Source organism: Ruegeria sp. CDSA236, assembly GCF_059611285.1.
This window is the reverse complement of the sequence record NZ_JBXWPG010000010.1, coordinates 98,883-121,568: the sequence shown is the minus strand read 5'-3', so window position 1 is coordinate 121,568 and position 22,686 is coordinate 98,883. Positions and strand designations below refer to the sequence as shown.

Annotated in this window: 28 protein-coding genes; 11 read left to right on the top strand and 17 right to left on the bottom strand. The window is 58.6% G+C overall.

Translation table 11 applies throughout. The annotated features are described in order from the left end of the window. Position 1: 1 nt before the first annotated feature. Positions 2 to 1,165, top strand: a complete 1,164-nt coding sequence (locus AC2FLB_RS15855; protein WP_496692185.1) for a lytic murein transglycosylase — start codon at positions 2 to 4, stop codon at positions 1,163 to 1,165. A 20-nt stretch (positions 1,166 to 1,185) separates the two neighbouring features. Here the strand turns inward: AC2FLB_RS15855 and AC2FLB_RS15850 are convergent, their stop codons facing one another. From AC2FLB_RS15850 to AC2FLB_RS15830, 5 genes are all read right to left on the bottom strand, one after another. Continuing rightward, the gene (locus AC2FLB_RS15850) at positions 1,186 to 1,983 is read right to left on the bottom strand and encodes a class II glutamine amidotransferase (protein ID WP_271951405.1); all 798 of its coding nucleotides are present in this window, start codon (positions 1,981 to 1,983) and stop codon (positions 1,186 to 1,188) included. 162 nt (positions 1,984 to 2,145) lie between these two features. Beyond that, the gene (locus tag AC2FLB_RS15845) at positions 2,146 to 2,496 is read right to left on the bottom strand and encodes a hypothetical protein (RefSeq protein ID WP_281973514.1); all 351 of its coding nucleotides are present in this window, start codon (positions 2,494 to 2,496) and stop codon (positions 2,146 to 2,148) included. A 54-nt stretch (positions 2,497 to 2,550) separates the two neighbouring features. Then, positions 2,551 to 6,006, bottom strand: a complete 3,456-nt coding sequence (locus tag AC2FLB_RS15840; protein ID WP_496709618.1) for a chromosome segregation SMC family protein — start codon at positions 6,004 to 6,006, stop codon at positions 2,551 to 2,553. A 140-nt stretch (positions 6,007 to 6,146) separates the two neighbouring features. Continuing rightward, on the bottom strand, positions 6,147 to 6,554 hold the full coding sequence (locus AC2FLB_RS15835; protein WP_496709617.1) for a hypothetical protein: 408 nt from the start codon (positions 6,552 to 6,554) through the stop codon (positions 6,147 to 6,149). Positions 6,555 to 6,598: 44 nt separating this feature from the next. Beyond that, a complete protein-coding gene (locus AC2FLB_RS15830) occupies positions 6,599 to 7,789 on the bottom strand; it encodes an aminotransferase-like domain-containing protein (protein ID WP_496709616.1) in 1,191 nt (396 codons plus the stop codon). 150 nt (positions 7,790 to 7,939) lie between these two features. Here AC2FLB_RS15830 and AC2FLB_RS15825 point away from each other — a divergent pair, with 150 nt between their 5' ends. Further along, a complete protein-coding gene (locus AC2FLB_RS15825; protein ID WP_142639185.1) occupies positions 7,940 to 8,710 on the top strand; it encodes an FCD domain-containing protein in 771 nt (256 codons plus the stop codon). Next, positions 8,710 to 9,204 (top strand): metal-dependent hydrolase, encoded by a 495-nt coding sequence (locus AC2FLB_RS15820; protein WP_496698464.1) that lies wholly within the window; start codon positions 8,710 to 8,712, stop codon positions 9,202 to 9,204. The genes AC2FLB_RS15825 and AC2FLB_RS15820 overlap by 1 nt, the downstream gene beginning before the upstream one ends. Here the strand turns inward: AC2FLB_RS15820 and AC2FLB_RS15815 are convergent. The 7 genes from AC2FLB_RS15815 to AC2FLB_RS15785 all read right to left on the bottom strand — a co-directional run bounded on the left by AC2FLB_RS15815 (position 9,201) and on the right by AC2FLB_RS15785 (position 13,905). Continuing rightward, positions 9,201 to 10,061, bottom strand: coding sequence for a glycosyltransferase family 2 protein (locus AC2FLB_RS15815; protein WP_496709615.1), 861 nt, complete (start codon positions 10,059 to 10,061; stop codon positions 9,201 to 9,203). The two genes, AC2FLB_RS15820 and AC2FLB_RS15815, sit on opposite strands and share 4 nt — an antisense overlap. A 177-nt stretch (positions 10,062 to 10,238) precedes the next feature. After that, positions 10,239 to 10,799 (bottom strand): F0F1 ATP synthase subunit B, encoded by a 561-nt coding sequence (locus AC2FLB_RS15810; protein ID WP_496709614.1) that lies wholly within the window; start codon positions 10,797 to 10,799, stop codon positions 10,239 to 10,241. Between the two features lie 5 nt (positions 10,800 to 10,804). Next, positions 10,805 to 11,356, bottom strand: coding sequence for a F0F1 ATP synthase subunit B' (locus tag AC2FLB_RS15805; RefSeq protein ID WP_271951428.1), 552 nt, complete (start codon positions 11,354 to 11,356; stop codon positions 10,805 to 10,807). An 86-nt stretch (positions 11,357 to 11,442) separates the two neighbouring features. Next, entirely contained in the window at positions 11,443 to 11,667 is a 225-nt protein-coding gene (locus AC2FLB_RS15800; protein WP_005981269.1) for a F0F1 ATP synthase subunit C, read from the bottom strand. Between the two features lie 48 nt (positions 11,668 to 11,715). Next, the gene (locus AC2FLB_RS15795) at positions 11,716 to 12,474 is read right to left on the bottom strand and encodes a F0F1 ATP synthase subunit A (protein WP_142639176.1); all 759 of its coding nucleotides are present in this window, start codon (positions 12,472 to 12,474) and stop codon (positions 11,716 to 11,718) included. Positions 12,475 to 12,476: 2 nt separating this feature from the next. After that, the gene (locus AC2FLB_RS15790) at positions 12,477 to 12,809 is read right to left on the bottom strand and encodes an AtpZ/AtpI family protein (RefSeq protein ID WP_142639174.1); all 333 of its coding nucleotides are present in this window, start codon (positions 12,807 to 12,809) and stop codon (positions 12,477 to 12,479) included. 184 nt (positions 12,810 to 12,993) lie between these two features. Further along, entirely contained in the window at positions 12,994 to 13,905 is a 912-nt protein-coding gene (locus tag AC2FLB_RS15785; protein ID WP_496692180.1) for a DMT family transporter, read from the bottom strand. A gap of 83 nt (positions 13,906 to 13,988) precedes the next feature. Between AC2FLB_RS15785 and AC2FLB_RS15780 the strand changes: the two genes are divergently transcribed. Then, on the top strand, positions 13,989 to 14,321 hold the full coding sequence (locus AC2FLB_RS15780) for an ArsR/SmtB family transcription factor (protein ID WP_142639170.1): 333 nt from the start codon (positions 13,989 to 13,991) through the stop codon (positions 14,319 to 14,321). A gap of 5 nt (positions 14,322 to 14,326) precedes the next feature. Here AC2FLB_RS15780 and AC2FLB_RS15775 read toward each other — a convergent pair whose 3' ends face one another. From AC2FLB_RS15775 to AC2FLB_RS15760, 4 genes are all read right to left on the bottom strand, one after another. Continuing rightward, positions 14,327 to 14,830 (bottom strand): universal stress protein, encoded by a 504-nt coding sequence (locus AC2FLB_RS15775; protein WP_281995864.1) that lies wholly within the window; start codon positions 14,828 to 14,830, stop codon positions 14,327 to 14,329. A gap of 9 nt (positions 14,831 to 14,839) precedes the next feature. After that, positions 14,840 to 15,103, bottom strand: a complete 264-nt coding sequence (locus AC2FLB_RS15770) for a hypothetical protein (protein ID WP_142639168.1) — start codon at positions 15,101 to 15,103, stop codon at positions 14,840 to 14,842. 69 nt (positions 15,104 to 15,172) lie between these two features. Then, positions 15,173 to 16,087 carry a DMT family transporter gene (locus tag AC2FLB_RS15765; protein WP_496692179.1) on the bottom strand — a complete coding sequence of 305 codons (915 nt, stop codon included), beginning with the start codon at positions 16,085 to 16,087 and terminating at the stop codon, positions 15,173 to 15,175. Then, the gene (locus AC2FLB_RS15760; RefSeq protein WP_142639300.1) at positions 16,084 to 16,962 is read right to left on the bottom strand and encodes a LysR family transcriptional regulator; all 879 of its coding nucleotides are present in this window, start codon (positions 16,960 to 16,962) and stop codon (positions 16,084 to 16,086) included. Before AC2FLB_RS15760 ends, AC2FLB_RS15765 begins: the two co-directional genes overlap by 4 nt. A gap of 117 nt (positions 16,963 to 17,079) precedes the next feature. Here AC2FLB_RS15760 and AC2FLB_RS15755 point away from each other — a divergent pair, with 117 nt between their 5' ends. Together AC2FLB_RS15755 and AC2FLB_RS15750 are read left to right on the top strand one after the other, a co-directional pair. After that, on the top strand, positions 17,080 to 17,661 hold the full coding sequence (locus AC2FLB_RS15755; protein WP_271951444.1) for an FMN-dependent NADH-azoreductase: 582 nt from the start codon (positions 17,080 to 17,082) through the stop codon (positions 17,659 to 17,661). A 66-nt stretch (positions 17,662 to 17,727) separates the two neighbouring features. Continuing rightward, a complete protein-coding gene (locus tag AC2FLB_RS15750) occupies positions 17,728 to 18,468 on the top strand; it encodes an aspartate/glutamate racemase family protein (RefSeq protein WP_496709640.1) in 741 nt (246 codons plus the stop codon). On the opposite strand, the gene AC2FLB_RS15745 is transcribed toward AC2FLB_RS15750, so the two are convergent. Next, positions 18,469 to 18,999 (bottom strand): prolyl-tRNA synthetase associated domain-containing protein, encoded by a 531-nt coding sequence (locus AC2FLB_RS15745; protein ID WP_142639160.1) that lies wholly within the window; start codon positions 18,997 to 18,999, stop codon positions 18,469 to 18,471. Positions 19,000 to 19,087: 88 nt separating this feature from the next. On the opposite strand from AC2FLB_RS15745, the gene AC2FLB_RS15740 reads away from it, so the two are divergent. The 5 genes from AC2FLB_RS15740 to AC2FLB_RS15720 all read left to right on the top strand — a co-directional run bounded on the left by AC2FLB_RS15740 (position 19,088) and on the right by AC2FLB_RS15720 (position 22,660). Continuing rightward, positions 19,088 to 19,606 carry a hypothetical protein gene (locus tag AC2FLB_RS15740; RefSeq protein WP_496709613.1) on the top strand — a complete coding sequence of 173 codons (519 nt, stop codon included), beginning with the start codon at positions 19,088 to 19,090 and terminating at the stop codon, positions 19,604 to 19,606. 161 nt (positions 19,607 to 19,767) lie between these two features. Beyond that, positions 19,768 to 21,264 (top strand): signal recognition particle protein, encoded by a 1,497-nt coding sequence (ffh, locus tag AC2FLB_RS15735; RefSeq protein WP_496690338.1) that lies wholly within the window; start codon positions 19,768 to 19,770, stop codon positions 21,262 to 21,264. Next, on the top strand, positions 21,265 to 21,819 hold the full coding sequence (locus AC2FLB_RS15730) for a GNAT family N-acetyltransferase (protein ID WP_142639154.1): 555 nt from the start codon (positions 21,265 to 21,267) through the stop codon (positions 21,817 to 21,819). It abuts the gene before it with no gap. Further along, on the top strand, positions 21,816 to 22,367 hold the full coding sequence (locus tag AC2FLB_RS15725) for a GNAT family N-acetyltransferase (protein ID WP_496709612.1): 552 nt from the start codon (positions 21,816 to 21,818) through the stop codon (positions 22,365 to 22,367). Before AC2FLB_RS15730 ends, AC2FLB_RS15725 begins: the two co-directional genes overlap by 4 nt. Next, a complete protein-coding gene (locus AC2FLB_RS15720) occupies positions 22,364 to 22,660 on the top strand; it encodes a chorismate mutase (RefSeq protein WP_142639150.1) in 297 nt (98 codons plus the stop codon). Before AC2FLB_RS15725 ends, AC2FLB_RS15720 begins: the two co-directional genes overlap by 4 nt. The last annotated feature ends 26 nt before the right edge of the window (positions 22,661 to 22,686 follow it).

Genomic DNA, 22,686 nt, shown 5'->3' with positions numbered 1-22,686 from the left:
CATGCGTTTTCTTTCCGGCCTTGTTGCCGCCGCCTTGTTTGCTTCACCTGCGTTTGCCCAATGTGGCGGGGGTTTCAATTCCTTCGTGAAGGGGTTGAAGGCCGAAGCCGTTCAGCAAGGCTTTGACAAATCCACCGTCAATGCCTTCTTCAAAGGTGTGCAACAAGACAACGCGGTATTGAAAGCCGACCGGGCACAGGGCGTGTTCCAGAAACCGTTCATTGATTTTTCGCGACACCTGATTTCACAAAACCGGATCGACCGGGGTCAGGCCATGTCGCGCAAATACGACGCGGTGTTTGACCGGATCGAGCAACAATATGGTGTCTCGCGCGGGGTGCTGTTGGCATTTTGGGCGTTCGAAACGGATTACGGGTCGTTTCAGGGGGATTTCAACACCCGCAATGCGCTGGTGACACTGGCGCATGATTGCCGTCGTCCAGAATTGTTCCGGCCTCAGGTGTTCGCTGCGATTGAGCTGTACAGCCGGGGAAATTTCGACCCGGCCCGCACGTCAGGTGCCTGGGCTGGCGAGATTGGAATGGTGCAGATGCTGCCCCGAGACATTCTGGAAAACGGGGTCGATGGCGATGGTGACGGCAAGGTTTCGCTAAAGACCTCTGCGCCCGATGCGCTTATGTCGGGCGCCAAGATGCTGTCGCATCTGGGCTGGCAACCGGGGCAGCCTTGGCTGCAAGAGGTCACCGTACCCGCACGGATGGATTGGTCGCTATCGGGCCCGGGCAAACCGCGTTCGGTTTCTGACTGGCAGGCGATGGGCGTTCAGGCACGCAACGGGTCCCTCACCAACCTGCCCGCCTCGCTGATCCTACCGCAAGGGCATAACGGGCCTGCCTTTCTGGCCTATCCAAATTTTGATGTGTATTTCGAATGGAATCAGAGCTTTGTCTATGTGCTGACCGCAGCCTATTTCGGCACCCGGCTTGAAGGGGCGCAGGTCTATGACGCGGGCAACGCGGCCCAAGGCTTATCGGGTGCACAGATGAAGCAGCTGCAAAGCAAGCTGCAGGCGCGCGGCCATAATGTGGGCAAGATCGACGGGATTCTGGGCGCAGGGACCCGCGCGGCTGTCCAGTCAGAGCAAGCACGACTAGGCCTGCCTGCGGATGCCTGGCCAACGGCTGAGTTGTTGAACCGGCTCTAGTCGCTCTTCGATACGGCGATCTAGGCGACTTCGGCGTCCAAAGATCGCCCGTTCGGCTCAAACACATGCATCTGCAGCCTATCGCCGCGTGTTTCGATGGCGGTATTTGCCGGGATCTCGGCCCAATCGCCATTCTTCGCATCCAGCGGCTCAGACGCGATAATGATCCCATCATCGCAGGGCCTGTAATGCAGGCTGGGTGCGAAACGGTCCGAGGCATAGCGCGCAGCAAACAGGCGATCTCCATCGGACCAGCAGGCGGCAAAGCGCATATGGGGTAGGCTTCCTTTGGCGCGGGCAAGCACCTCGACACGGTGCACCGCACGCTCCATCGCGGCGATGGGTTCGGCGTCCAACCCTTCGCCATGGGCAATCAGAAAAATCGCCTCGCTTTCAGTTGCGCCAAGGCGATGATCGTACAGGTGGCTAGGTATCATCCCGTCAAGCTGTTGGCGGATACGGTCATGGCCGCCGGCCTGCCCGTTATGCATAAAGCTCCACTTACCACAGCCAAAGGGATGGCAGTTGTTCCGCGACGTGGCAGTCCCCGTTGAGGCACGTACATGCGCCAGGAACAGGTGCGATTTCGTGTGATGGGTCAACTGTTTCAGGTTGGCATCCGACCAAGCCGGGTTGGTGTCTTTGTAAAAACACGGCGTTTCGCGCCCGGAATACCAGGCCAACCCAAAACCATCCGCGTTGATCGGCGTTTTGCCAATCAGGGCGTTTCTGCTTTGATGCACCAGCGACTGTTCCTGGTCCATAACAAGTTCGTCCAGAAACCGTTTCGCACCCGCCCAAGCCAGAAATCTGCACATCGACCCGCCTCTTTTGATCCGTTGTTGATACGGGAACTTACAACAACGCGGGGTGAGATTTCGCCCCTGATCCCCATCTAATTTTGAAATATTACGATTAAATGACCACCAAAAACCCACATATTCAGATCAATTTCAATAGTTGCCGCGGTTTCTTGAATGTCACTCGGGCCGTACCGGGAAACGCTCTCCCTTTTCCGTGATCAGGATCAGGCGTCCAGCACTCAGGACATAAAGATCACATCGACCGAACCCGTTTCTGTATTGCACGCAGATACTGCCATCCTCCGCGATGGAATAGGTTCCGAACGCGGATTCTCCGCTGGCATAGGTATAGGAATAGGCCCCGCCAGCCGAGTATCGCGACTGCCCGTCATCATAAAAGGTCAGCGTCCGACCCGCCAGCGCCGTCAACTCTTGTTGGGTCAGAGGGACGTCATCGGGCTTGGTCGTCCATTCCGCGGCCCCTAAAGGGGTAGCAGTCAGTAGCGCGATGATCAGGAAACGGGTCATGGCAGCAGCCTAACCCAATTCTTACGAAACCGCTCATAACGTTGCAGTGAGAGGTCAGGCGACCATCTGTTCGGCTTTCTTCAGGTCGACCGAAACCAGTTGGCTGACACCCTGTTCTTGCATAGTGACGCCGAACAGACGATCCATCCGCGCCATGGTCACCGCGTGGTGGGTAATGATCAGGAACCGTGTGTCGGTCTGGCGGCACATCTCGTCCAGAAGGTCGCAGAACCGGGTCACGTTGGCATCATCCAGCGGCGCATCGACCTCGTCCAGAACACAGATCGGAGCCGGGTTCGCCAGAAAGACGCCAAAGATCAGGGCCGTCGCGGTCAGGGTCTGTTCACCGCCCGAAAGCAGGCTGAGCGTCGACAATTTCTTGCCCGGCGGCTGGCACATGATTTCAAGGCCGGCATCCAGCGGGTCGTCGCTTTCGACCATGACCAGATTGGCCTCGCCACCACCAAAGAGATGCTTGAACAACATGGCGAAGTTCGAATTCACCTGTTCAAACGCGGTCAGTAGCCGTTCGCGTCCTTCGCGGTTGAGGCTGGAGATGCCGCTGCGCAGCGCTTTGATCGCCTCTTCGAGATCGGCCTTTTCGCCGTTCAGCGTGTCGAATTCTTCCTGAACATCTTTGCTGTCCTCTTCGGCACGCAGGTTCACCGCGCCCATCGCATCGCGCTGGCGTTTGTGGCGGTTGACCTCGGCCTCAAGAGCATCGGCAGCCGGCATCTGGTCGGGATTCACATCCAGCTGGTTCAGCAACTGGTTCGGGGTTAGCTGTTGATCCTCAGCAATACGCTCGGCCGCTGCCGATACGGCCTCTTTGGCTGCATCACAGCGCGCCTCAGCGGCGGCGCGGCTTTCGCGCGCCTCCGAAGCCAGACGTTCCGCTTCGCGCTCAGCCAGCACAATCTCTCGCTGGCGGGCCTCGGCGGCAGCCAACTTGTCGGCGGCCTCGGCCCGGCGGGCTTCGGCAGTTTCGATCAATTCGTTCAACTCTTCACGCGCCTCGGCGATTTCGCCCGGAGCAGCCATCGCTTCGGATAGCTCTTCCTCGGAACTTTCCTTGCGCTCGGCCAGTTCCGAGATCCGCTTTTCGGCGCTGTCCAGGCGGTGCCGCCAACCGCTGAGGTCTTTGGTGACCTCTTGTGTACGGCGGGTACGGGCCTCGCCCTCGCGGCGCAGCTCGTCATGGGACGAGCGGTGAGTCAGCATCGTGATCCGCGCCGCCTCGACCGTCTGTTTGATGTCTTCGACCTGCGCGCGGGCATTGTCGAGATTGCCCAGACCGGTTAAGGCGCCCTCGGCCTCGCGCAGTTGGGCGCGGGCGGACATCGCATCCTCTTTGTGGCGATCAACGGCAAGCGCCAGCGTTTCCAGCCTGCCCTGCGCCAGATTGCGATCGGCCTCGGCCCTGCTGAGCAGACGCGCGGTTTCAGCCATGCGCTGATCGGCGGCGCGGCGTGCCTCGCGGGCGCGGCGGTCAGCCTCGGTCACGTCGGCCAGTTGTTGCGACAGCGTCTCGTGCGCGGCGCGGGCCCCGTCGGCCTGCGCCTCGGTCCGGGCCAGTTCCTGTTTCAGTGCCTCAAGTTTGTTGAGCTGTTCAAGCCGCAGGGCGGCCGCACTTGGCGCATCCTCGGCCCAGGCACGGAACCCGTCCCACCGCCACAGATCGCCGGAACGCGACACCAACCTTTGGCCCGGCTTCAACGATGCCTGCAACCGCGCGCCCTGATCCGCATCGACCAAACCAATCTGCGCGATCCGGCGGCTGAGGCGATCAGGACCGGATACATGCAAGGCCAATGGTTCGGCCCCATCGGGCAGCGATTGATCGGCATCGTAACCCGCCACCGGAACCCAGCCTGATGGCCCGTCGCCCTCGACCAACGGCGCCCTCAGATCGTCGGCAAGCGCAGCACCCAACGCCTTTTCATAGCCCGGTTCCACGCGCAGCATGTCGAGCACCTGCCCGCCTTCTGCGGTATCCCGTTCAACCAGCTTGGCCAGAGCTGTGGTCTCGGCGCGGATCGCACCCAGCTCACCTTCAGCTTCGGATCTTTTCGCACGCGCCTCGGCCTCGCGGCCCTGGGTTTCATTGCGTAACTCGTCAGCGGCGGCCAGTGCCTCTTCGGCGGCTTCAGAGGCCTCGCGAGCCTCTTCTTCACCCTCTTGCGCGGCCTCAAATGCCTCGGCGGCGCGGGTCAGGGCTGTTTTCGCCTCATCCACCGCTGCGCGGGCCTTTTCCTCTTCACCTTCCGACCTGGCCAGCGTTTTGCGGCTGTCGTCGACCAATCGCTGGCCGGACTGGTGGCGCGCAACCAGACGCGCCATATCCTCAGTCTCTTGTGACAAGTGGTCTTCGCGGTCTTGCAGGACAGAGGCCGCTTCGCGCGCGACCTCGGCTGCCTCGGCGACTTTTTCGTCGTGGCCATCGGCAGCTTTGGCCAATTCACGAGCTTCCCATTCCAGCCGTTCGATCATCTGCCCCGCATCGCGGTTCAGCCCGGCCTCGCGCTCGATATCGTTACCAAGCTGCTGAATGCGATTGGTCAATGTCTCAATCGTCTGACGGGCGCGGGTTTCCTGATCCGACAGCTGATCGCGCTGCACCTGTTGGCGCTGCAGGACGGCGGCGGCAATGGCCTCTTCCTCGCGCAGGGGCGGCAGGGTTTCTTCGATTTCGGCCCGATTGGCGACGGCAGAGCGTGCTTCGGCTTCGGCGCGCGACGCCTCGGTCAGGCGTTCGCGCAGCTTTTCCTCGGCCTGCTGGCGGGCCATGTCGGCCTCTTTCCAGCGACGATAGAGCAACATGCCTTCGGCTTGGCGCAGCTGCTCTCCGATTTCGCGATAGCGGGCGGCCTGACGCGCCTGACGGGCCAGCTGCGCCAGCTGTCCGCCCAGCTGTTCCAGCACGTCATCCACACGGGTCAGGTTGGCCTCGGTACCCTTCAGCTTCAACTCGGCCTCGTGTCGGCGCTGATAGAGGCCCGAAATTCCGGCCGCCTCTTCCAGAATGCGGCGGCGAGAGCGGGGTTTGGCGTTAATCAGTTCGGCAATGCGGTTCTGTCCGACCAGCGCCGGAGAATGTGCACCCGTTGACGCGTCGGCGAACAACATCTGCACATCACGCGCCCGCACATCCTTGCCATTGGTCTTATAGGCGCTGCCGACATCTCGGGTGATGCGGCGGACAATCTCAAGCTGGTCGCTGTCATTGAAACCCGAGGGCGCGAGCCGCTCGGAGTTGTCCATGGTCAACACAACTTCGGCAAAATTGCGGGCCGGCCGCGTGGCAGCCCCGGCGAAAATCACATCTTCCATCGCGCCACCGCGCATGGACTTGGGTCGGTTTTCCCCCATCACCCAACGCAGAGCTTCCAGCAGATTGGATTTGCCACAACCATTAGGCCCCACAACACCGGTCAACCCATCCGCGATAATCAGATCGGTCGGATCAACAAAGCTTTTGAAGCCGGTGAGTTTGAGTTTGCTAAAGCGCAAAGGCAATGGGTCCCGTGATTCCTATACCTTCGAAGTCTGCGCAACGGATTGGGGGTGAGTCAACGGAGTCGCGCAGGATATGGGATATATGGCCCACTTATCCACAACATCTTGCCTAAATCCGCAAGAAAAAGCGCGATTCAGTAGGCTGCACACTCAAAGACCTGATAGCCGTCGCCGTCACCAAGGTCTTGAAACAGCCCGGTATCAACGCATTCGTAATTCGGGACTGAAACCGCCGTCAGCAGCAACCGCTTGCCCATGGCGCGGTCACAACCCAAAACGCCAACGGTCACGGCCGCGTCGCCCAGGACATCCAGTATCGGGCATCCCGAGACCTGAGCCATCGCCATGGCCGCTCGTTCGCGGATCGGGCCAAGACGCGGAGCGTATTCCGAATTAACCCGAACGGCTTCGGCCAGATCTCCGCGCACGCGAACATCAAATACGCTGCCATTCACAGCGATACGCGTCGCCTGAACATCGCGAAAGTGAGGGGTCCCGGCCGAACATGCTGCCAGCATCAGAAAAGACAAAATCCGGATCATATCCGCATCATTGCCAAAACTGGTTAACAGAACCTTTCCTTCGCTCAGGCCCTAAGTACTATTCCCAAGCGGCGAATACCTTCGCGGATCGTATCCTCATCCGAGTTCGAGAAACTCAACCGGATCGTATTGGCGCCCGAGCCATCTGCGAAAAAGGCTCGACCCGGTACAAAGGCCAGTTTCACTGTGTCGAGCGCACGGGCCAGCAGGTCTGCCCCGTTCATACCAGTAGGCAGAGTCACCCAGATGAACATACCACCCTGGGGATGCGTCCACTGAACGCCATCGGGCATGTTCTGTTGTAACGCATCCAGCATCGCATCGCGTCTGGCACCATAGGTCTGGCGCAAAAGCGGGATGTGCGTGTCAAAATGCGCGCGGGCAACCTGCTCAACCGCCATCTGGTTCAACGTGGGCGAATGCAAATCCGCCGCCTGCTTGACCAATACCAGTTGCGAGATAATGGGCTTGGCAGCCACCACCCAACCAACGCGCAAACCCGGAGACAGCGTTTTCGAGAAGCTGCCGCAATAGATCGTACGGCAGGCCTCGATCGACCCTTTTCGCGCCTGTTCCAACGCCAGGACCGGAGGGATCGCGTCACCCTCATAGCGCAGAGCCTGATAAGCCCCGTCCTCGATCACCGCGATATTCAGATCATCGGCAAGATCCAGCAGGTATTCTCGACCACGCAGGTCAACGGTTTCACCGGTTGGATTTGCGAAATCAGGCGACAGATAAGCGAATTTGACCGCGCCCTCGCCTGCGGCTTCGGAATATTCGGCGGCACCTCTATTGCCATTAAGCATAAGACGGTCGAACCGGGGCTCATAGGCATCAAAGGCGTTGATCGCCCCCAGATAGGTCGGCCAGCCGATCAACGCAGTATCCCCCGGCGACAAATAGAGCTTGCCCAGATAATCCAAGGCCTGTTGCGATCCCGAGGTGATCAGGATGTTATCGGCACTACAATCGACGCCGATCTCGCGCATATGCCGCACAAGCCATTCGCGCAATGGAACATAGCCCTCGCTGACTGAATATTGCAGCGCCTGCGGCCCAGCACTCAAAGCGGCCTGACACGCTTGGGCAAAGGCCTCGGTGGGAAACAAGTTTGGGTCTGGGATGCCGCCGGCGAACGAGATGATTCCCGGCTGATCAAGAAGTTTCAACAACTCGCGAATTTCCGATGCTTTCATCCGGGACGCGCGCGTTGCAAACAGATTCTGGGTCATCCTTGGCCTCCTCCTGCCCTGTTGCGACCCACCCTAGGTGCAAATTTTATAATGTCAATATTGCTGACCTAAATTCAACTCCACCCCCCTGCTTGAACCAGGCCCGGATACGTGGTCATATGAATTGACCAATTTCGAAAACGCGCCGCCATGCCCTTCCAAAAGATCCAAACTGAAAAGCTGTCCATTGCGGTGGTCAAACAAATCGAGTTGCTGATTCTGCGCGGGATTCTGCGCCCGGGAGAACGTTTGCCTGCAGAACGGGAACTGGCCGACCGTCTGGGCGTTTCACGCCCCTCACTGCGCGAAGCGATTTCTGATCTTCAGCATCAGGGTTTGCTGACAGCCAAGGCGGGGTCAGGAATCTATGTTGCCGAAGTCTTAGGTTCGGCTTTTTCACCGGCTCTGATCCGGTTGTTCAGCAGCCATGACGAGGCGGTTTTCGACTATCTGTCCTTCCGCCGGGACATGGAAGGGCTTGCAGCAGAACGCGCGGCAAGACTGGGGTCGGAAAGCGACCTGAAGGTCGTACAGGCGATCTTTGACAAGATGGAGGCCGCCCATGCCCGCAATGCGGCCGAGGAAGAGGCCCATCTGGATGCGCAGTTCCACATGGCCATCATTGAGGCCAGTCACAACGTGGTCATGCTGCATATGATGCGGTCGATGTTTGACCTGCTACGACAGGGTGTCTTCTACAATCGGCAGATGATGTTCCGGCAGCGTACGACGCGAGACGCCATTCTGGATCAGCACCGGGAAATCAATTCAGCGCTGCAGGCTCGCGACCCTGAGGCGGCGCGCGTTGCAGTCCAGGAGCATCTGGGCTTTGTTCGCATCTGCATGGAAGACCACCAGAAAGCCCTGCGGAACGAAGCCATTGCGCAGCAGCGCCTGGACCATGAGACAGGGCAGCACTGATGTTCATTGGGCACCTACCTGGTGCGTATCTGGTCTTTCGCACTGCGACGCCCGGATTGGATAAAGCTGCGTTTGCCGCTGCGATGATTGGTTCCATCGCCCCAGATATCGATTTGCTGTGGTTCTATTTCGTAGACAATCGCAGCCACCACCATCACGAATACCTCACACACCGCCCTCTGCTTTGGCTCGGCATCCTGACGCTCGGCCTGCTGCTGCGGCTAAGATTCCCGCGCGCAGGACTCATTACTGCAGCCTTCGGCGCCGGGGGTCTGGTGCATATGACCTTGGATTCGATTGTTGGCGAAGTGGCATGGGCTTGGCCAATTTTTGAATTCACCCACCCGCTGGTGGTTGTTCAGGCCACGCATTCTCATTGGATTTTATCTTTTCTAAGCCATTGGACCTTCAAGATCGAAATCGCAATCACTCTCCTGGCGGCCTATGTGTGGTGGACCAGCAGGCGCAAGAAACAGCAGGGCCTTGAGGGTTAAATTCCGTTCAGCCGCCGCTTAAGACTGTGAACCCACAAATTTGGCCGTTTCATTGCCTTCGGGTCCTGACTGGACAGCGACGGAAACAACCCTTCAGCTTCGGTCCGAGAGCGCAATTCCAACGGCGTGTCCAATATCGCCCCGATCAGGTCATCCGACCGGCTCTGCGCCTGACGCTCGACTTCAATCGCCTGAAGCATTTCCGAATGGTAAGCCTCAGCCGCTTCGGACCGCTGGCCCTTGCGGAACCGGAAAGCCCCGACCTGAGCATGCACGGGCACCAAATCGGTATGTCGCGAAAACCGCAGCCATAGCTCTCCGTCGACGGCAAGCTTGAGGTTCTCGTTTAGTTGGCCCCCGACCTGATCCCAAAGGTCACGCCGCCAATAGGTCGATTCCTGCTGAACCCACTGATAGTCCCCGGCAAGCAGTCTTACCCGTGAAACGGGCTTTGGGCGCCGTACAGTCAGGACATTGTCTTCTTCGTCAATGCACGTGACCCGCCCGGTCATCCAATTCATGTTTTTGTTCAACGCAAACAGCGATCCTACCGTGGCAAGGCCGCCGGGAATAAGAACATCGTCCGAATTGATCCAACCCATTACGTCGCCCGTGGCCACTGCAAAGCCTTTGTTTACAGCGTTGGCCTGCCCGGTATCCGGGCCCGAGATGATATGTGAAAACGCATCGCGGTACTTTTCGACCACCTCCATCGAACCATCGGTGCTGCCCCCGTCCGACAGGATCAGGTCCAGCTTGGGATAGTCCTGCTCGAGCACCGAGAGAATTGTCCGTTCGATGAAATCGACGCAGTTCAGGTTGGGGATAACGACACTGATCGTCGGCAATTCGGTCATAAAGGGCTCTTATCCGGTCCGGTGTCGGCAAATGCCATCGCACGGGCGCAAATTTGGTTGGAGTGTTTCCGAATATGTAACGCAGACAATCGGTCCCCGGTCAAATCGGGAAGCGGGGTTCGGGCCTGATAGCCCAAAGCCCGGACCCGGCAGATGTGCTGCCGGGCCGGAAGTGTCTTAGTGAAGCTTTTCGTTCACATCCGCGATGGATGCGTCGATCAGCTTGTTGGCCTGCGCGGCGGTCATCTGCTTGGCCAGCACAGCATTGGCTGCAGAAATAGCAACGGTGATGGCCTGATCGCGGACTTCCTTGACAGCCGACGCTTCAGCCGAAGCGATCTGATCCTGCGCGGTCGCCAGACGGCGCGCGATGGATTTCTCCAGATCGACCTTGGCTTGCTCAGCTGCCAGAACCGCATCTTCCTTTGCGGCGGCCACGATGGCATCCGCCTGACCCTGAACCTCGCGTTGCTTGCGCTCGTACGAGGCAAGCAGGCTGCGCGCTTCTTCATGCAGGGCGCGAGCTTCGTCCAGTTCGGACTTGATGCCTTCGGCACGCTTATCCAGCGCTCCACCGATCATGCCCGGGACCTTGAAGTAGAACAGGACTGCGATGAAAACGATGAAGCCCAGCAGAACCACAAAGTCGGTGTTGCCAAGCGAGAAAAACGGGCCACTTGCGGCCAGCGCGGGGCTGGCGGCAACAAATGTCAGGATAAGGGCAAGAGTGTTCCGCATGTCACTTATCCTTTTGTCTGCGCGTCAACCGCACCGTTGATGGTTTTGGCATCAGCCTCGCCACCCAGAGCGGTAACCAGTTCTACTGCCGTATCCTTGGCAACGATTTGAATGCTTTCCAGCGCACCTGCACGGATGTCGGCAATAGCCTTTTCCGATTCAGCCGCTTTTGCAGCGATTTCAGCATCTGCCTTGGCAATCGCGTCATCCAGACCAGACTGGATTTCGGCGCGTGCTTCGGCAGCGATACGCTGTGCCTCAGAACGGGCATCGGCCAGCGCCTTGTTATAGGCCTCTTCAGCCTCGACCGCTTTGGCCTTTAGATCTTCGGCCGCAGCCAGGTCATTTGTAATGGTCCCCTGACGTTCCGCCAGGATTGCCGCGATGCGGGGCAGAGCCACGCGGGACAGGACCAGAAAGATGACGACCAGCGTGATGACCAGCCAGAAAATCTGGTTGGGGAACCAATCGAAGCAAAGCTGAGGCATACCAATCGCCGACCCATGAGAGTCAACGCAGGTGCCGGCCACCTCTTCGTATACGGGTTCTGTCGCCATGATGTCCTCCGTCGGAACGTTGTCTTTACAACAGGCGGGCCGCTATGGCTTGGGCCCACCTGCGCGTAAGGATCAGGTTCCGCAGATTAGACGGCGAACATCAGCAGCAGCGAAACTAGGAATGCAAAGATCCCCAGGGCTTCTGCAAATGCGATACCGATGAACAGGGTTGCGGTCTGCGAAGCAGCCGCCGAAGGGTTGCGCAGAGCGCCAGCCAGGAAGTTGCCTGCTACGTTGCCCACCCCGATTGCGGCTGCGCCGGAACCGATTGCTGCCAGGCCTGCGCCGATGTGTGCGAGATCGCCTTCCATGATGTTTCTCCTTACGAATTGGAAGTTTCGATGTTTGGGTATCGGACCTTAGTGCGACGGATGCAGTGCATCCTTCAGATATACACAGGTCAGAATGGTGAATACGTAGGCCTGGATAAAGGCCACCAGGACCTCAAGACCGTACATTGCGGTGATCGCCAGAACGGACACAGGCGAGATCACGGCAATCGCGGCAAAGCCTGCGAAAACCTTGATAACCGCGTGGCCTGCCATGACGTTACCGGCAAGACGAATAGAGTGGCTGACCGGGCGCACGAAATACGAGATCAGCTCGATGATCGCCAGGATCGGGCGCAGCGCCAGCGGCGCGCTGGAGACCCAGAACAGGCCCAGGAACCCGGCGCCGTTCTTGACAAAACCCAGAATGGTCACAGTCAGGAACACGGCCAGCGCCAGTGGGATGGTCACGGCGAAATGCGATGTGGTTGTGAACGAGGTCGGGATCAGACCCAGGAAGTTCGCGGTCACGATGAACATGAACAGGGTCATGACATAAGGGAAGTATTTGACGCCATCCTTGCCGCAGATGTCTTCAAGCATCTTGTAGATAAAGCCATAGGCCAGTTCGGCCACCGACTGCATGCGCGTCGGGACAATGGCGCGCTTGGACGTGCTGAGCACCAGCAGGCCGATCACGGCGAGAATTGCAAAAAACAGCCACAGAGTGACGTTAGTGGGCGTGTACCAAGCAATCGCACCGTCGCCAAAAAGCGGTTTGACGATGAACTGATCCATCGGATGGAAAACCAGGCTGCTGCCTTCTGCTGCGGTGGTCTCGGTTGCCACGTTCAGTCCCTCTCGTCTTCGTCGGCCTTGTCGGCCATCTGTTTCTCTTGCGCCTGTTGTGCGCTGCGGAGCATAACCTTTACCCCGGCGACCAGACCCAGCAATGTGAACAGCACCAGGAAGATCGGGATTGTCCCGAACAGGCTGTCCAGCCCGTATCCGATGCCAAATCCGATCCCCAGACCGGATACCATTTCGATGACCATCCGCCAGGCAAGCTCGCCTCCCGAATAATCGGCGTCCGCACGGGCCTCAGGCTTTGACTTGGCCTTTTTCGCCGCCGTGATCTTAGCCTCAAGCTGCGCCATACGCTGCTTTTGGTCATCATCAGTCACGGGCGTTTCCCTCGTACAGTCTTGGGCACGGTGCTAAGGGGCGGAGAGCGCAGAGTCAACGGCGTTGGCAGCCCGAATTGCCGCACTTTACTCTATTGTTTTTAAAGGTAATTTTTCTGAGTCACCATAGGCGTGATCAGCCCGAACCACAGGAAGCGGGTACAAAGGCACGGAATCCGCATATTCAACCTTTTGGTTGATCTTTGCCCGACACCCCCTGCCAGATACGTCTGATCACGCGCCCGTCGATCAGCAGCAGACCGGCGAAGATCGCTGCCATTCCCAGTAGATGCTCGGGCCGCAGGGTTTCCCCCAGCACCCATGTTCCAAGCACCAGCGCCGAAACAGGCGCAATCAATGTCACTGTCGAGATATTGGTCGGGCCAACCTTGGGCAGCAACCAGTAGAACGCGATAAAGGCGGCGGATGTCAGCACAAACCCGATCATCGCCAGCGAGGCCCAAGTCTCGGCCCGGGTTATATGGGGTAGTCCTTCTTGCCAAAGCGCCAAGGGCGTGATGGCCAGCGTAGCACCCGTCAATGCAAGGGCGGTCAGAACCACAGGTTGCATATCCCGGAAGGCCCGCGCGATGTTGACTGAGAACGCATAGCAGATCGGTGCGCAAAGTGTCAGAAGGATCGCCCAAAATTCGGACGACGCGCCACCGCCCAGTACAGGCAGGGACAGCACAACGATACCGGTGAAGCCGCAAACCACGCCCAGAGACTTTAACAGGGTGGCACGTTCACTTCCGGGCCAGAAATGCGAAACAATGACGGCAAAGGCCGGTGTCGTTGCATTGACGATCCCTGCCACACCCGAAGCGATATGCTGTTGCCCAAGCGCATAGAACGCAAAGGGCGCGGCATAGCTGAGCGCACCAAATCCCAACAACCCAAACGCACGTGCCAGTGTCAGATTGACTGGCAATCGCGCCCCGATCACATAGACCCAGCACCCGAGCGCCCCAAATGCAACCCGTCCCATCGACACCGAAAGCGGCCCAAGTTCCCGCAGCAAAATGGCATTAAACATGAAGGACATGCCCCAACCGATGCCAAGAATACAAATCACCAGCCAGTATTTTAGTGACATCCCAACCCCCGATACACATGCCGGGGCACAGTGACCTCATACCGAAAATTGTCAAACCGGTTCTTGCGCTTTAGGAAAGGAGTATGTCCAACGATCTCGATACCGTTTTTGCGGCCCTTGCCGACCCCACACGCCGCGCCATCCTTGCGATGCTGCTGGAGGATGACATGGCGGTGACGGATGTCGCCGAACCGTTCGAGATGTCGCTTGCCGCGATTTCAAAACACCTGGTGATCCTGACCAGAGCCGGTTTGATCAGCCAGGAAAAGCGTGGACGGGTGAAGTGGTGCAAGCTGGAGCCTGACGCGCTGCGATCCGCATCCGTCTGGATGCAAGGGTTCGGGCAGTTCGAGCCGGTCAATCTGGACGCGTTCGAACGATTTCTTGAGGTTGAACTGCCCGCAGCCGAGGAATGATCCGCCTACCTGACTACAAAAACAGAGACACTGGCATGTTTCGCCAGATACCCCGCATGGCTCGAGAATATATAGTCGGTAATACGCGGCGCATGGGTGCCGACGACGATAAGGTCAGCTTCGATTTCTTCGGCAGTTCGTGTCAGGTCACCGTCAACTTCGGCGGCGACATCAACCGAATGGATATTGCGATACGCCACTTCGGTCCCGCTGCTTTCAGCCAACTGTTTGGCAAAATCACGTAGGTTCTTGTCAATCGCAGCATCTGACTGAACAGGGTCACCCGGTTGGGTGCCGGTGACACTGACCAAAGTAATCTTGGCCCCCTGCCATTCGGCTATAGCTGCTGCAACTTTGGCGGCCTTGCGCACCTCGGGTGGCAGATGAAGATCAACCGGGATCATGATATGACTGTACATGGGACGTTCCTCCTTGGCCTGAAGCATAGAGAAACCAGAGGGTGCCAGGCCTTGATCTGCCTCAACACCGTCGCCCGCTTGGTCAAACATTGAAACGGGCTAGCCTTCCTGACTGTATTCAACACCGGTCACGACCCCCGAAGGGTCCGCCCGACACAGCCACGGGGCCTGGGCCCCGGTAACGGAAACCGTCGTGACCGACCCGCCCGGTTCGGTATCGGTGGACAATGCCCGAACATCCCCGGGCCGCGTTCCAGTTTCGGCTGCGACCAGCGCCTCGCAACTGGCTTGTAAATCCGTTTCAGATGACCCGGCACAGGCGCCGCAAGCCACCAATATCATTATGGAAAGAACTGGTTTCATGTCGTCCCCTTGGACGTTTCATATTCTGGTCTAGGGCCAAGCCTGACACAATTTGGTCGTTTCACAAGTTCAATCGGATTGCGGCAAAGGACGCGCGGGTTTGCCCTCCTCGGATTTCAGCAGCAAAACCAGGGCCAGGATCGTCAGACCGGCACCGAAATAGACGACAGGGCCAACCGCCTGCTGCCCCAGAGAGATTTCCCACAGAATGACCCAACTGGGAACCAGATAAGTATAAGCCATCACCTTTGCCGATGGCAGGCGCAGCGTTGAATACTGAACCAGCACGAAACTGGCCGCGGTTGCAAAGACCGAAACATAAATCAAACCCACCCAGACTATCGCTGGCAGGTTCGCCCAGTCGGTGGCACGGATCTCGGACCACCCGTAGATCGTCAGCATTAGGCATCCCGCCAGAAGCGTACCAAAAGTAAACACCACTGCAGGCTCTCCACGGTTCAGCTTGCGTACAAGGGGGGTATACAAAGCATGCGCGACACAGCCCCAGAAATAGATGATTTCCCCCTGCCCGATATCGAACGCGCGCACGGCTTGCCAATCGGCGCGAAAGATCACCCACAGCGCGCCGACTGCCCCAAGGGTCAGTGCAAGCGCCATCCTTGGTGTGGTGATCTGGCGCAACAAGATCCAACCGGCGAATGCGGCCATAACCGGAGTCAGCGTAAAGACCGCTGCCGCGTTGACAGGCGGTGCAGTTTTCAACCCGTAGAACATCAACACGAAATAGGCCGCGAATACTCCGCCCAGAACCAAATAGCGCCACGGGGCTTGTGCCGCGCTGCGCGGCAGACCGGTGGTCATAAGGGCGGCACCCCCAATCACCACGGATGCGATGCCGAACCGGGCCGCGGTAATGGCTTCGGGCGCGATCTGATTGGCGATCAGTGACCCCAGCGAGAAACTCCCTGCAACCAGGGCCGAAAAAATCAGCATGGCCAGATGGCCACGCGCCTGTTGACTCATTTTGCCCAGCTCTTGGATTGCTCTTTCAGATAGGTCAGAAAGGCCTGCACCTTGGTCGTGCGATGCAGATCCACATGGGTAACAAGCCACAGATCACCAAACCACTCCGGCATCGGGTCGATCACTTCGACCAGGTTCGGATCTCCTGCAGCTGACCAACGTGGCATGAAACCGATACCCGCGCCGGACAGGACCGCCTCGCGGATACAGAAGTTGTTGGTACAACGGAAGGTGATGCGCTCGGCTGGCACGGTCTGGCGCAACCAGCGGGAAAACGGCGCTCGGCTGTTTTCGTCATCGGTACTGATGAAAGAATGATCTGCAAAGTCATCGAGGCTGCCAGGCTTGCCGTGCAGCGCGACATAATCGGTGCTGGCGTATAACCCGACCTCTTGCTTCATAAAGGACTGAACCACGTTGTCGGGCTGATCAGGCGCTGACCCGGCACGGATCGCCACGTGCGCTTCGCCATATTCCAGACGAAACAGCCGATCACCGGTCAGATACCGGACGATCAGTTCCGGGTGCCGTCGCTGAAACTCGGCAAGAACCGGCACCACCAGAGATGCCAGAGAGGACAGCGACGTCACGACCAACTCGCCCGACACGTCATCACCCCGACCCTTCATACGGCCGATCAGTTGATTGAACTGATCCTCAGTCGCCTGTGCCACACGCAACAGGTCCTCTCCGGCTTCGGTCGGGGTATAGCCACGCGCATGGCGCTGGAACAACTTGACCGCCAGCCGGGCCTCGATTGCATCAATGTGGCGAATGACGGTGGCATGATGCACACCCAGCACCTCGGCCGCGCCACTGACCGTTCCCATACGCGCCACCTGATAGGCGGTTCTTACCTCGTCCCAGTTGTCCACTGCGGTTTTCCATTGTGCAAATTCTAACAGACCCTGTTGACTTACCAGAGTTTTGTTCGCTCGCGCAACGCTCATATCGGGCCAAGACACATCCTGTACACCAAAGGAAATTGAACCATGACCAAAACTATCCTGCATATCGACGCATCGGCCCGCCGCGAGGGCTCGACCACTCGTGACCTGTCGGCACGCATCGTCAATCACCTGGGCGCTGACCGCATAATTCGCCGCGACCTTGCCACACCTCTGCCGCTGCTGACCGAAGCCTGGGTCAGCGCAAATTTCACCCCTGCCGATCAGCGCAGTGCCATGCAACAGGACCAGTTATCCCTGTCTGACGAGCTGGTAACTGAACTGCAGCAGGCCGATACGCTTGTCATAGGCCTGCCGATCTACAATTTCTCGGTGCCCGCGGCGTTCAAAGCCTGGATCGACCTGATTGCCCGCGTCGGAGTGACCTTTTCGTATTCCGAAAGCGGTCCAAAAGGCCTGTTGGATGGAAAGCGCGCGGTTTTAGCCGTGGCGTCGGGTGGCACAGCTGTCGGGTCTGATGTCGATTTTGCCACCACCTATGCCAAGCATGTACTTGGCTTTATCGGTATTCATGACGTGGAAATCGTCGCCGCCGACCAGTTGGCGCTGGATGCCGAAGGTTCTCTCAGCAATGCACGAAATGCGGTTTCGCAACTGGCAGCCTGATTGACCTTCACCTCAGAAAGCGTCCAGTCTGTCCTGGATACCAAATGGGCAGACTGGACGCACGCAATGAAAAAGATCGGCATTCTGGGCGGCGTGGGCTGGGCCTCGACCGTTGATTATTACCGGGCGATTGCCGAAGGCGCGGGGCAGTTTTTCGCCCAGCGCGGACATGGATCCCCTCTGCCCATCCCACCCATGACCATCGAGTCCGTGACCCAGGCTAAAACCCGTGCCCTGCGTGGCGTCGCTGGCGATGAGGCCAGTTGGGCCGGATTTGATGCTGTATTTCGGGAAGCTTTGTTAACTCTTGAAGCCTCTGGCTGTGACTTTGGGATTATCGCCTCGAACACACCCCACGCGCGGCTGCATGCAATCCGACAGGGCGTTACGATGCCCATTCTCAGCATCTTCGATGCAACCGCCGAGGTTACGGCCTCGACAGACGCCACGCGCGCGTTGGTTCTGGGCACCACGGTAACGATGCAGGCGACGCACTATGCCAACAAGCTGGGCGAGATTGGCATCAGGGCAAACGCCCGCCTGCCCGAAAGCGAAATTGCAAAGATGCAAGCGATGATCGACGGTGATTTCTACGGCGGCGCGTCAGAAAGCGCCCGTGCGCGCTTGCTGGCCTATTGTAACCGGCATGCCGAACCCGGAACCGCAATCCTTCTGGCCTGCACGGAACTGCCGCTGGCCTTTCCCGATCATCTGGACAACCCTGTGTTCAAGGCTGACGGGCATCTGTTCATCAACCCGTCCGCTGCACATGTGGCCGCGGCCCTGGAGGAGGCGTTAGTGCCCTGATCAGGGCAGCCAGTTCACCGCGCATGTAATCCGATCGAAGAAGGCCATCAAATCAGCGCGCGATATGGCAACTGTGCGGTCGTTGACCAAGGGATGCATGTTGATCACATCGGCCTGTTGTGCGGCAGCATCCATGTAAAAGCGTACATCATTCTGCACCCCGTTGATCATCGCCAGCGGGCTGACAGCCCCAGGGCGGATGCCGAGGTTTTGCAACAGCCGATCCGCCGAGCCAAAGGACAGGCTGCCGACACCCAGCTCGGCGCCCAGCGCCTTGAGGTCGATGTCGCGGCTCTGTTCCAGCGTCACCAGATAGTTCCGCTTTTTCTTATCGCGCAGATAGAGGTTCTTGAGGCGCAGGGTACGCTCACCCGGCACAAGAAACTGATCTTCGACGCCTTTCGCATCCTCAACCGTGCGCAGCGGGATGTGGGTATGCAGCCTATAGGTCAGGCCCCACGCATCCAGCTGCGCCAACAGCCCATCGGAACTGAGCGGCAATGTGTCTTGAAAAGCGGATGATGCGTCCATGGGAACCTCCTGTCTGCCTCGCTCATCGCCCAACACGGGCACGATTTCAAGCCGAGACAAACCGCAAAACGGGTGCTAGCGTGCCGCCATGAAAGTGACGCGCAATTCCTCTAACCAGTTGATCCTTTCCGATACCCCTTGGTTTATCGGCATCATGCTGGTCTTCTTCATTCTGGCATTTATCGGCGCAGGCCTGTTCTTGGCCAGCGAAGGCGGTGAGGGCATCTTGTTCGGCATCTTCTTTGCACTGTTCGGCGGTGGAATGGGCTTTGGAGCATTCTGCGCCTTTGTCCGTCGTGTTCAGGTCATCCTGGACCGAAAGGAAGACCGCATAATGATCCGCAGGCAGTCGGTTTTTGGCTATGAGACTGTCGAGCATGTGCTTTCAAACCTATCCCATGCGGAGATTGAAAGCACGATATCTAGAAGCGACAAGGGGTCATCCACCCTCTATCGCCCTGTGCTAATATTGGACAAGGGGATGAGCGCGGGACGTCATCCCATCGTCGAAGCGTTCTCGAACGGTCGTGGCGCGCATCGGCTGGTTGATGCGGTCAATAACTGGCTTCCTGCGCGCAAGGTTGACACCGCTAGCCGTTCAGCTTAAATCCCTGCCCAACATCCGGAAGCGTCTGATCTTCCGGTCCCTTGAGTCGTTCAGGGATCGCCCCCCACCAGCGAGTTTCGCCCGTGGGGGCAATTGTGTATTTAACCGGTGTTTCTTATCTGAGAAGCGCCACCAGATAACCGGCTAAGGAGGCCGCAGGCATGTTTGAAAATCTATCCGAACGCCTCTCTGGCGTCTTTGACCGGCTGACCAAACAGGGTGCGCTGTCTGAAGGGGACGTCAAGACCGCCCTGCGCGAAGTACGGGTTGCCTTGCTTGAGGCTGACGTCTCGCTGCCGGTCGCGCGGGAGTTCGTCAAGAAGGTACAGGATCAGGCCACCGGTCAGGCTGTCACCAAGTCGATCACACCCGGCCAGCAGGTCGTCAAGATCGTGCATGACACGCTGGTCGAGGTGCTGCGCGGCGAGGAGGACCCCGGCGTTCTGAAGATCGACAACCCGCCTGCTCCGATCCTGATGGTCGGCCTGCAGGGGTCAGGTAAGACGACCACAACCGGGAAACTGGCCAAACGTCTGAAAGAAAAAGAAGGCAAAAAGGTCCTGATGGCCTCGCTGGACGTCTATCGCCCGGCGGCGATGGACCAGCTGGCGGTTCTGGGTACGCAGGTTGGTGTCGACACTCTGCCGATCGTACCGGGCCAGAAACCCGTCGATATCGCCAAACGTGCCAAACAGCAGGCCACATTGGGCGGCTATGACGTCTACATGCTGGATACCGCAGGCCGTTTGCACATCGACGAAGTGCTGATGGGTGAAGTCGAGCAGGTCCGCAACGCGGTTGACCCGCGTGAAACCCTGCTGGTGGTCGATGGCCTGACCGGTCAAGTTGCTGTCGAAGTGGCCGAAGAATTCGAAGCCAAGGTCGGCATCTCGGGCGTGGTTCTGACCCGGATGGACGGTGACGGGCGCGGCGGTGCGGCGCTGTCGATGCGCGCAGTTACCGGCAAGCCCATCCGCTTTGTGGGCTTGGGCGAAAAAATGGACGCGCTTGATACCTTTGAGCCGGACCGGATCGCCGGTCGTATTCTGGGCATGGGCGACATCGTGGCCCTGGTCGAAAAGGCCCAGGAAACGATGGAGATGGAACAGACCGAGCGCATGATGAAGCGCATGGTCAAAGGTCAGTTCAACATGAACGACCTGAAGATGCAGCTGGAACAGATGATCCAGATGGGCGGCATGCAGGGCATGATGGGCATGATGCCGGGCATGGGCAAGATGGCCAAACAAGTCGAAGAATCGGGCATGGATGACAAGGTGCTCAAGCGCCAGATCGCCTTGATCCAATCCATGACCAAGCGTGAACGCGCCAACCCGCAACTGCTGCAAGCCAGCCGCAAGAAACGTATCGCGGCGGGTTCGGGTATGGAGGTCAGCGACCTCAACAAGCTGCTCAAGATGCACCGGCAGATGTCGGACATGATGAAGAAGATGGGCAAGATGGGCAAAGGCAAGATGCTGAAACAGGCCATGAAGGGCATGTTTGGTAAAGGCGGCCCCTCGCCAGAAGACATGGCGGCAGGCATGGACCCCAAGGCGCTGGAGCAGGCGGCCAAAGCGATGGGTGGCAAGATGCCCGGAATGGGCGGAGGCATGGCCCTGCCTCCGGGCCTCAGCGGATTTGGCAAAAAGAAGTAAATGACCGCCGCTGCACCTCATATCCCCCGGCTTGAAACCGAACGCCTGATCCTGCGCGCCCCGTGCGAGGACGATTTCAGCGCGCTGGAAGCATTCTTTGCCAGCGACGCATCGAAATTCGTCGGCGGTCCCAAGCGTGCGGATGAGACATGGCGGACACTTGCCCTACTGCTGGGTCACTGGACCCTTCGCGGCTATGGGTATTGGGCGGTAGAGGAAAAAGGCGCCGGCAAATACATCGGTCATGTAGGGCTGTGGTTTCCGCATAGCTGGCCTGAGCCGGAAATCGGCTGGACACTGATGAGCAGCGCAACAGGCAAAGGATACGCGACCGAGGCGGCGCTCGCCGCACGGACATATGCCTATGACGTACTGGGCTGGGATACTGCTATTTCTCTGATCGACCCCGACAATCTGGCAAGCAGAGCCGTGGCCGATCGATTGGGTGCGCGGTTTGACAGCATCTATAAACACCCGGCCTATGGCGAGATGCAGGTTTGGCGGCACCCGGCTCCATCAGACCTTGAGAACGGTGGAGTGGAGGCATACGCATGACGACGTTCTCCATCCCGATCATCGAAACTGAACGCCTTGTTCTGCGGGCCCCGCATGCGGATGACCTGCCTGAGTTGACTGCCTTCTATGCATCCGAGCGCAGCCATATGGTTGGCGGTCCGCGGGATCAGGTGGGCAGCTGGAGCTCTCTGGCAACACGTCTGGGTCACTGGGCGCTGAAAGGCTACGGCCTTTGGCATCTGGCCGAGAAATCCAGCGGTCGCTTTGTTGGCGGGGTTGGCATCATTGATGTACCTGGCTGGGACGAACCCGAACTCGGCTGGACCCTGATGGAAGGGGCGGAAGGCAAAGGTCTGGCTTTCGAGGCAGCCCTTGCAGCTCGCGACTATGCTGCACGCCAACAGGGTTTGAATGGCGTCATCAGCTATATCGCGCATGAAAACACGCGCTCTCGTGCCTTGGCCGAGCGTATGGGGGCCAGCTTCGAGCGCGAAGGCGAAGTGATGGGCAAGCCCTGCCAGGTCTGGCGCCATCCCACGCTCGATTTATCCGAACCTGCTTTGACCACCGAAAGGACCGGCCAATGACCAATCCCGTGACTCAGGCTGCCGCGTTGCTCAAGGACCACCGCGAAAGCATCGATCGCTTGGACGCGATTCTGGTTTACACACTGGGCGAGCGGTTCAAGCACACACAAGCCGTTGGCAAACTGAAAGCGGCACACGACCTTCCCCCGTCCGATCCCACGCGCGAAGCTGCGCAGATCGCACGGTTAGAAGACCTGGCGAAAGAGGCCGATCTTGACCCCGATTTCGCCAAGGCTTTTCTGAATTTCATCATTCAGGAAGTCATCCGACACCATAAGAAACACCAGAATTGACCGGGCCGTTCCCGGCACACGCCATC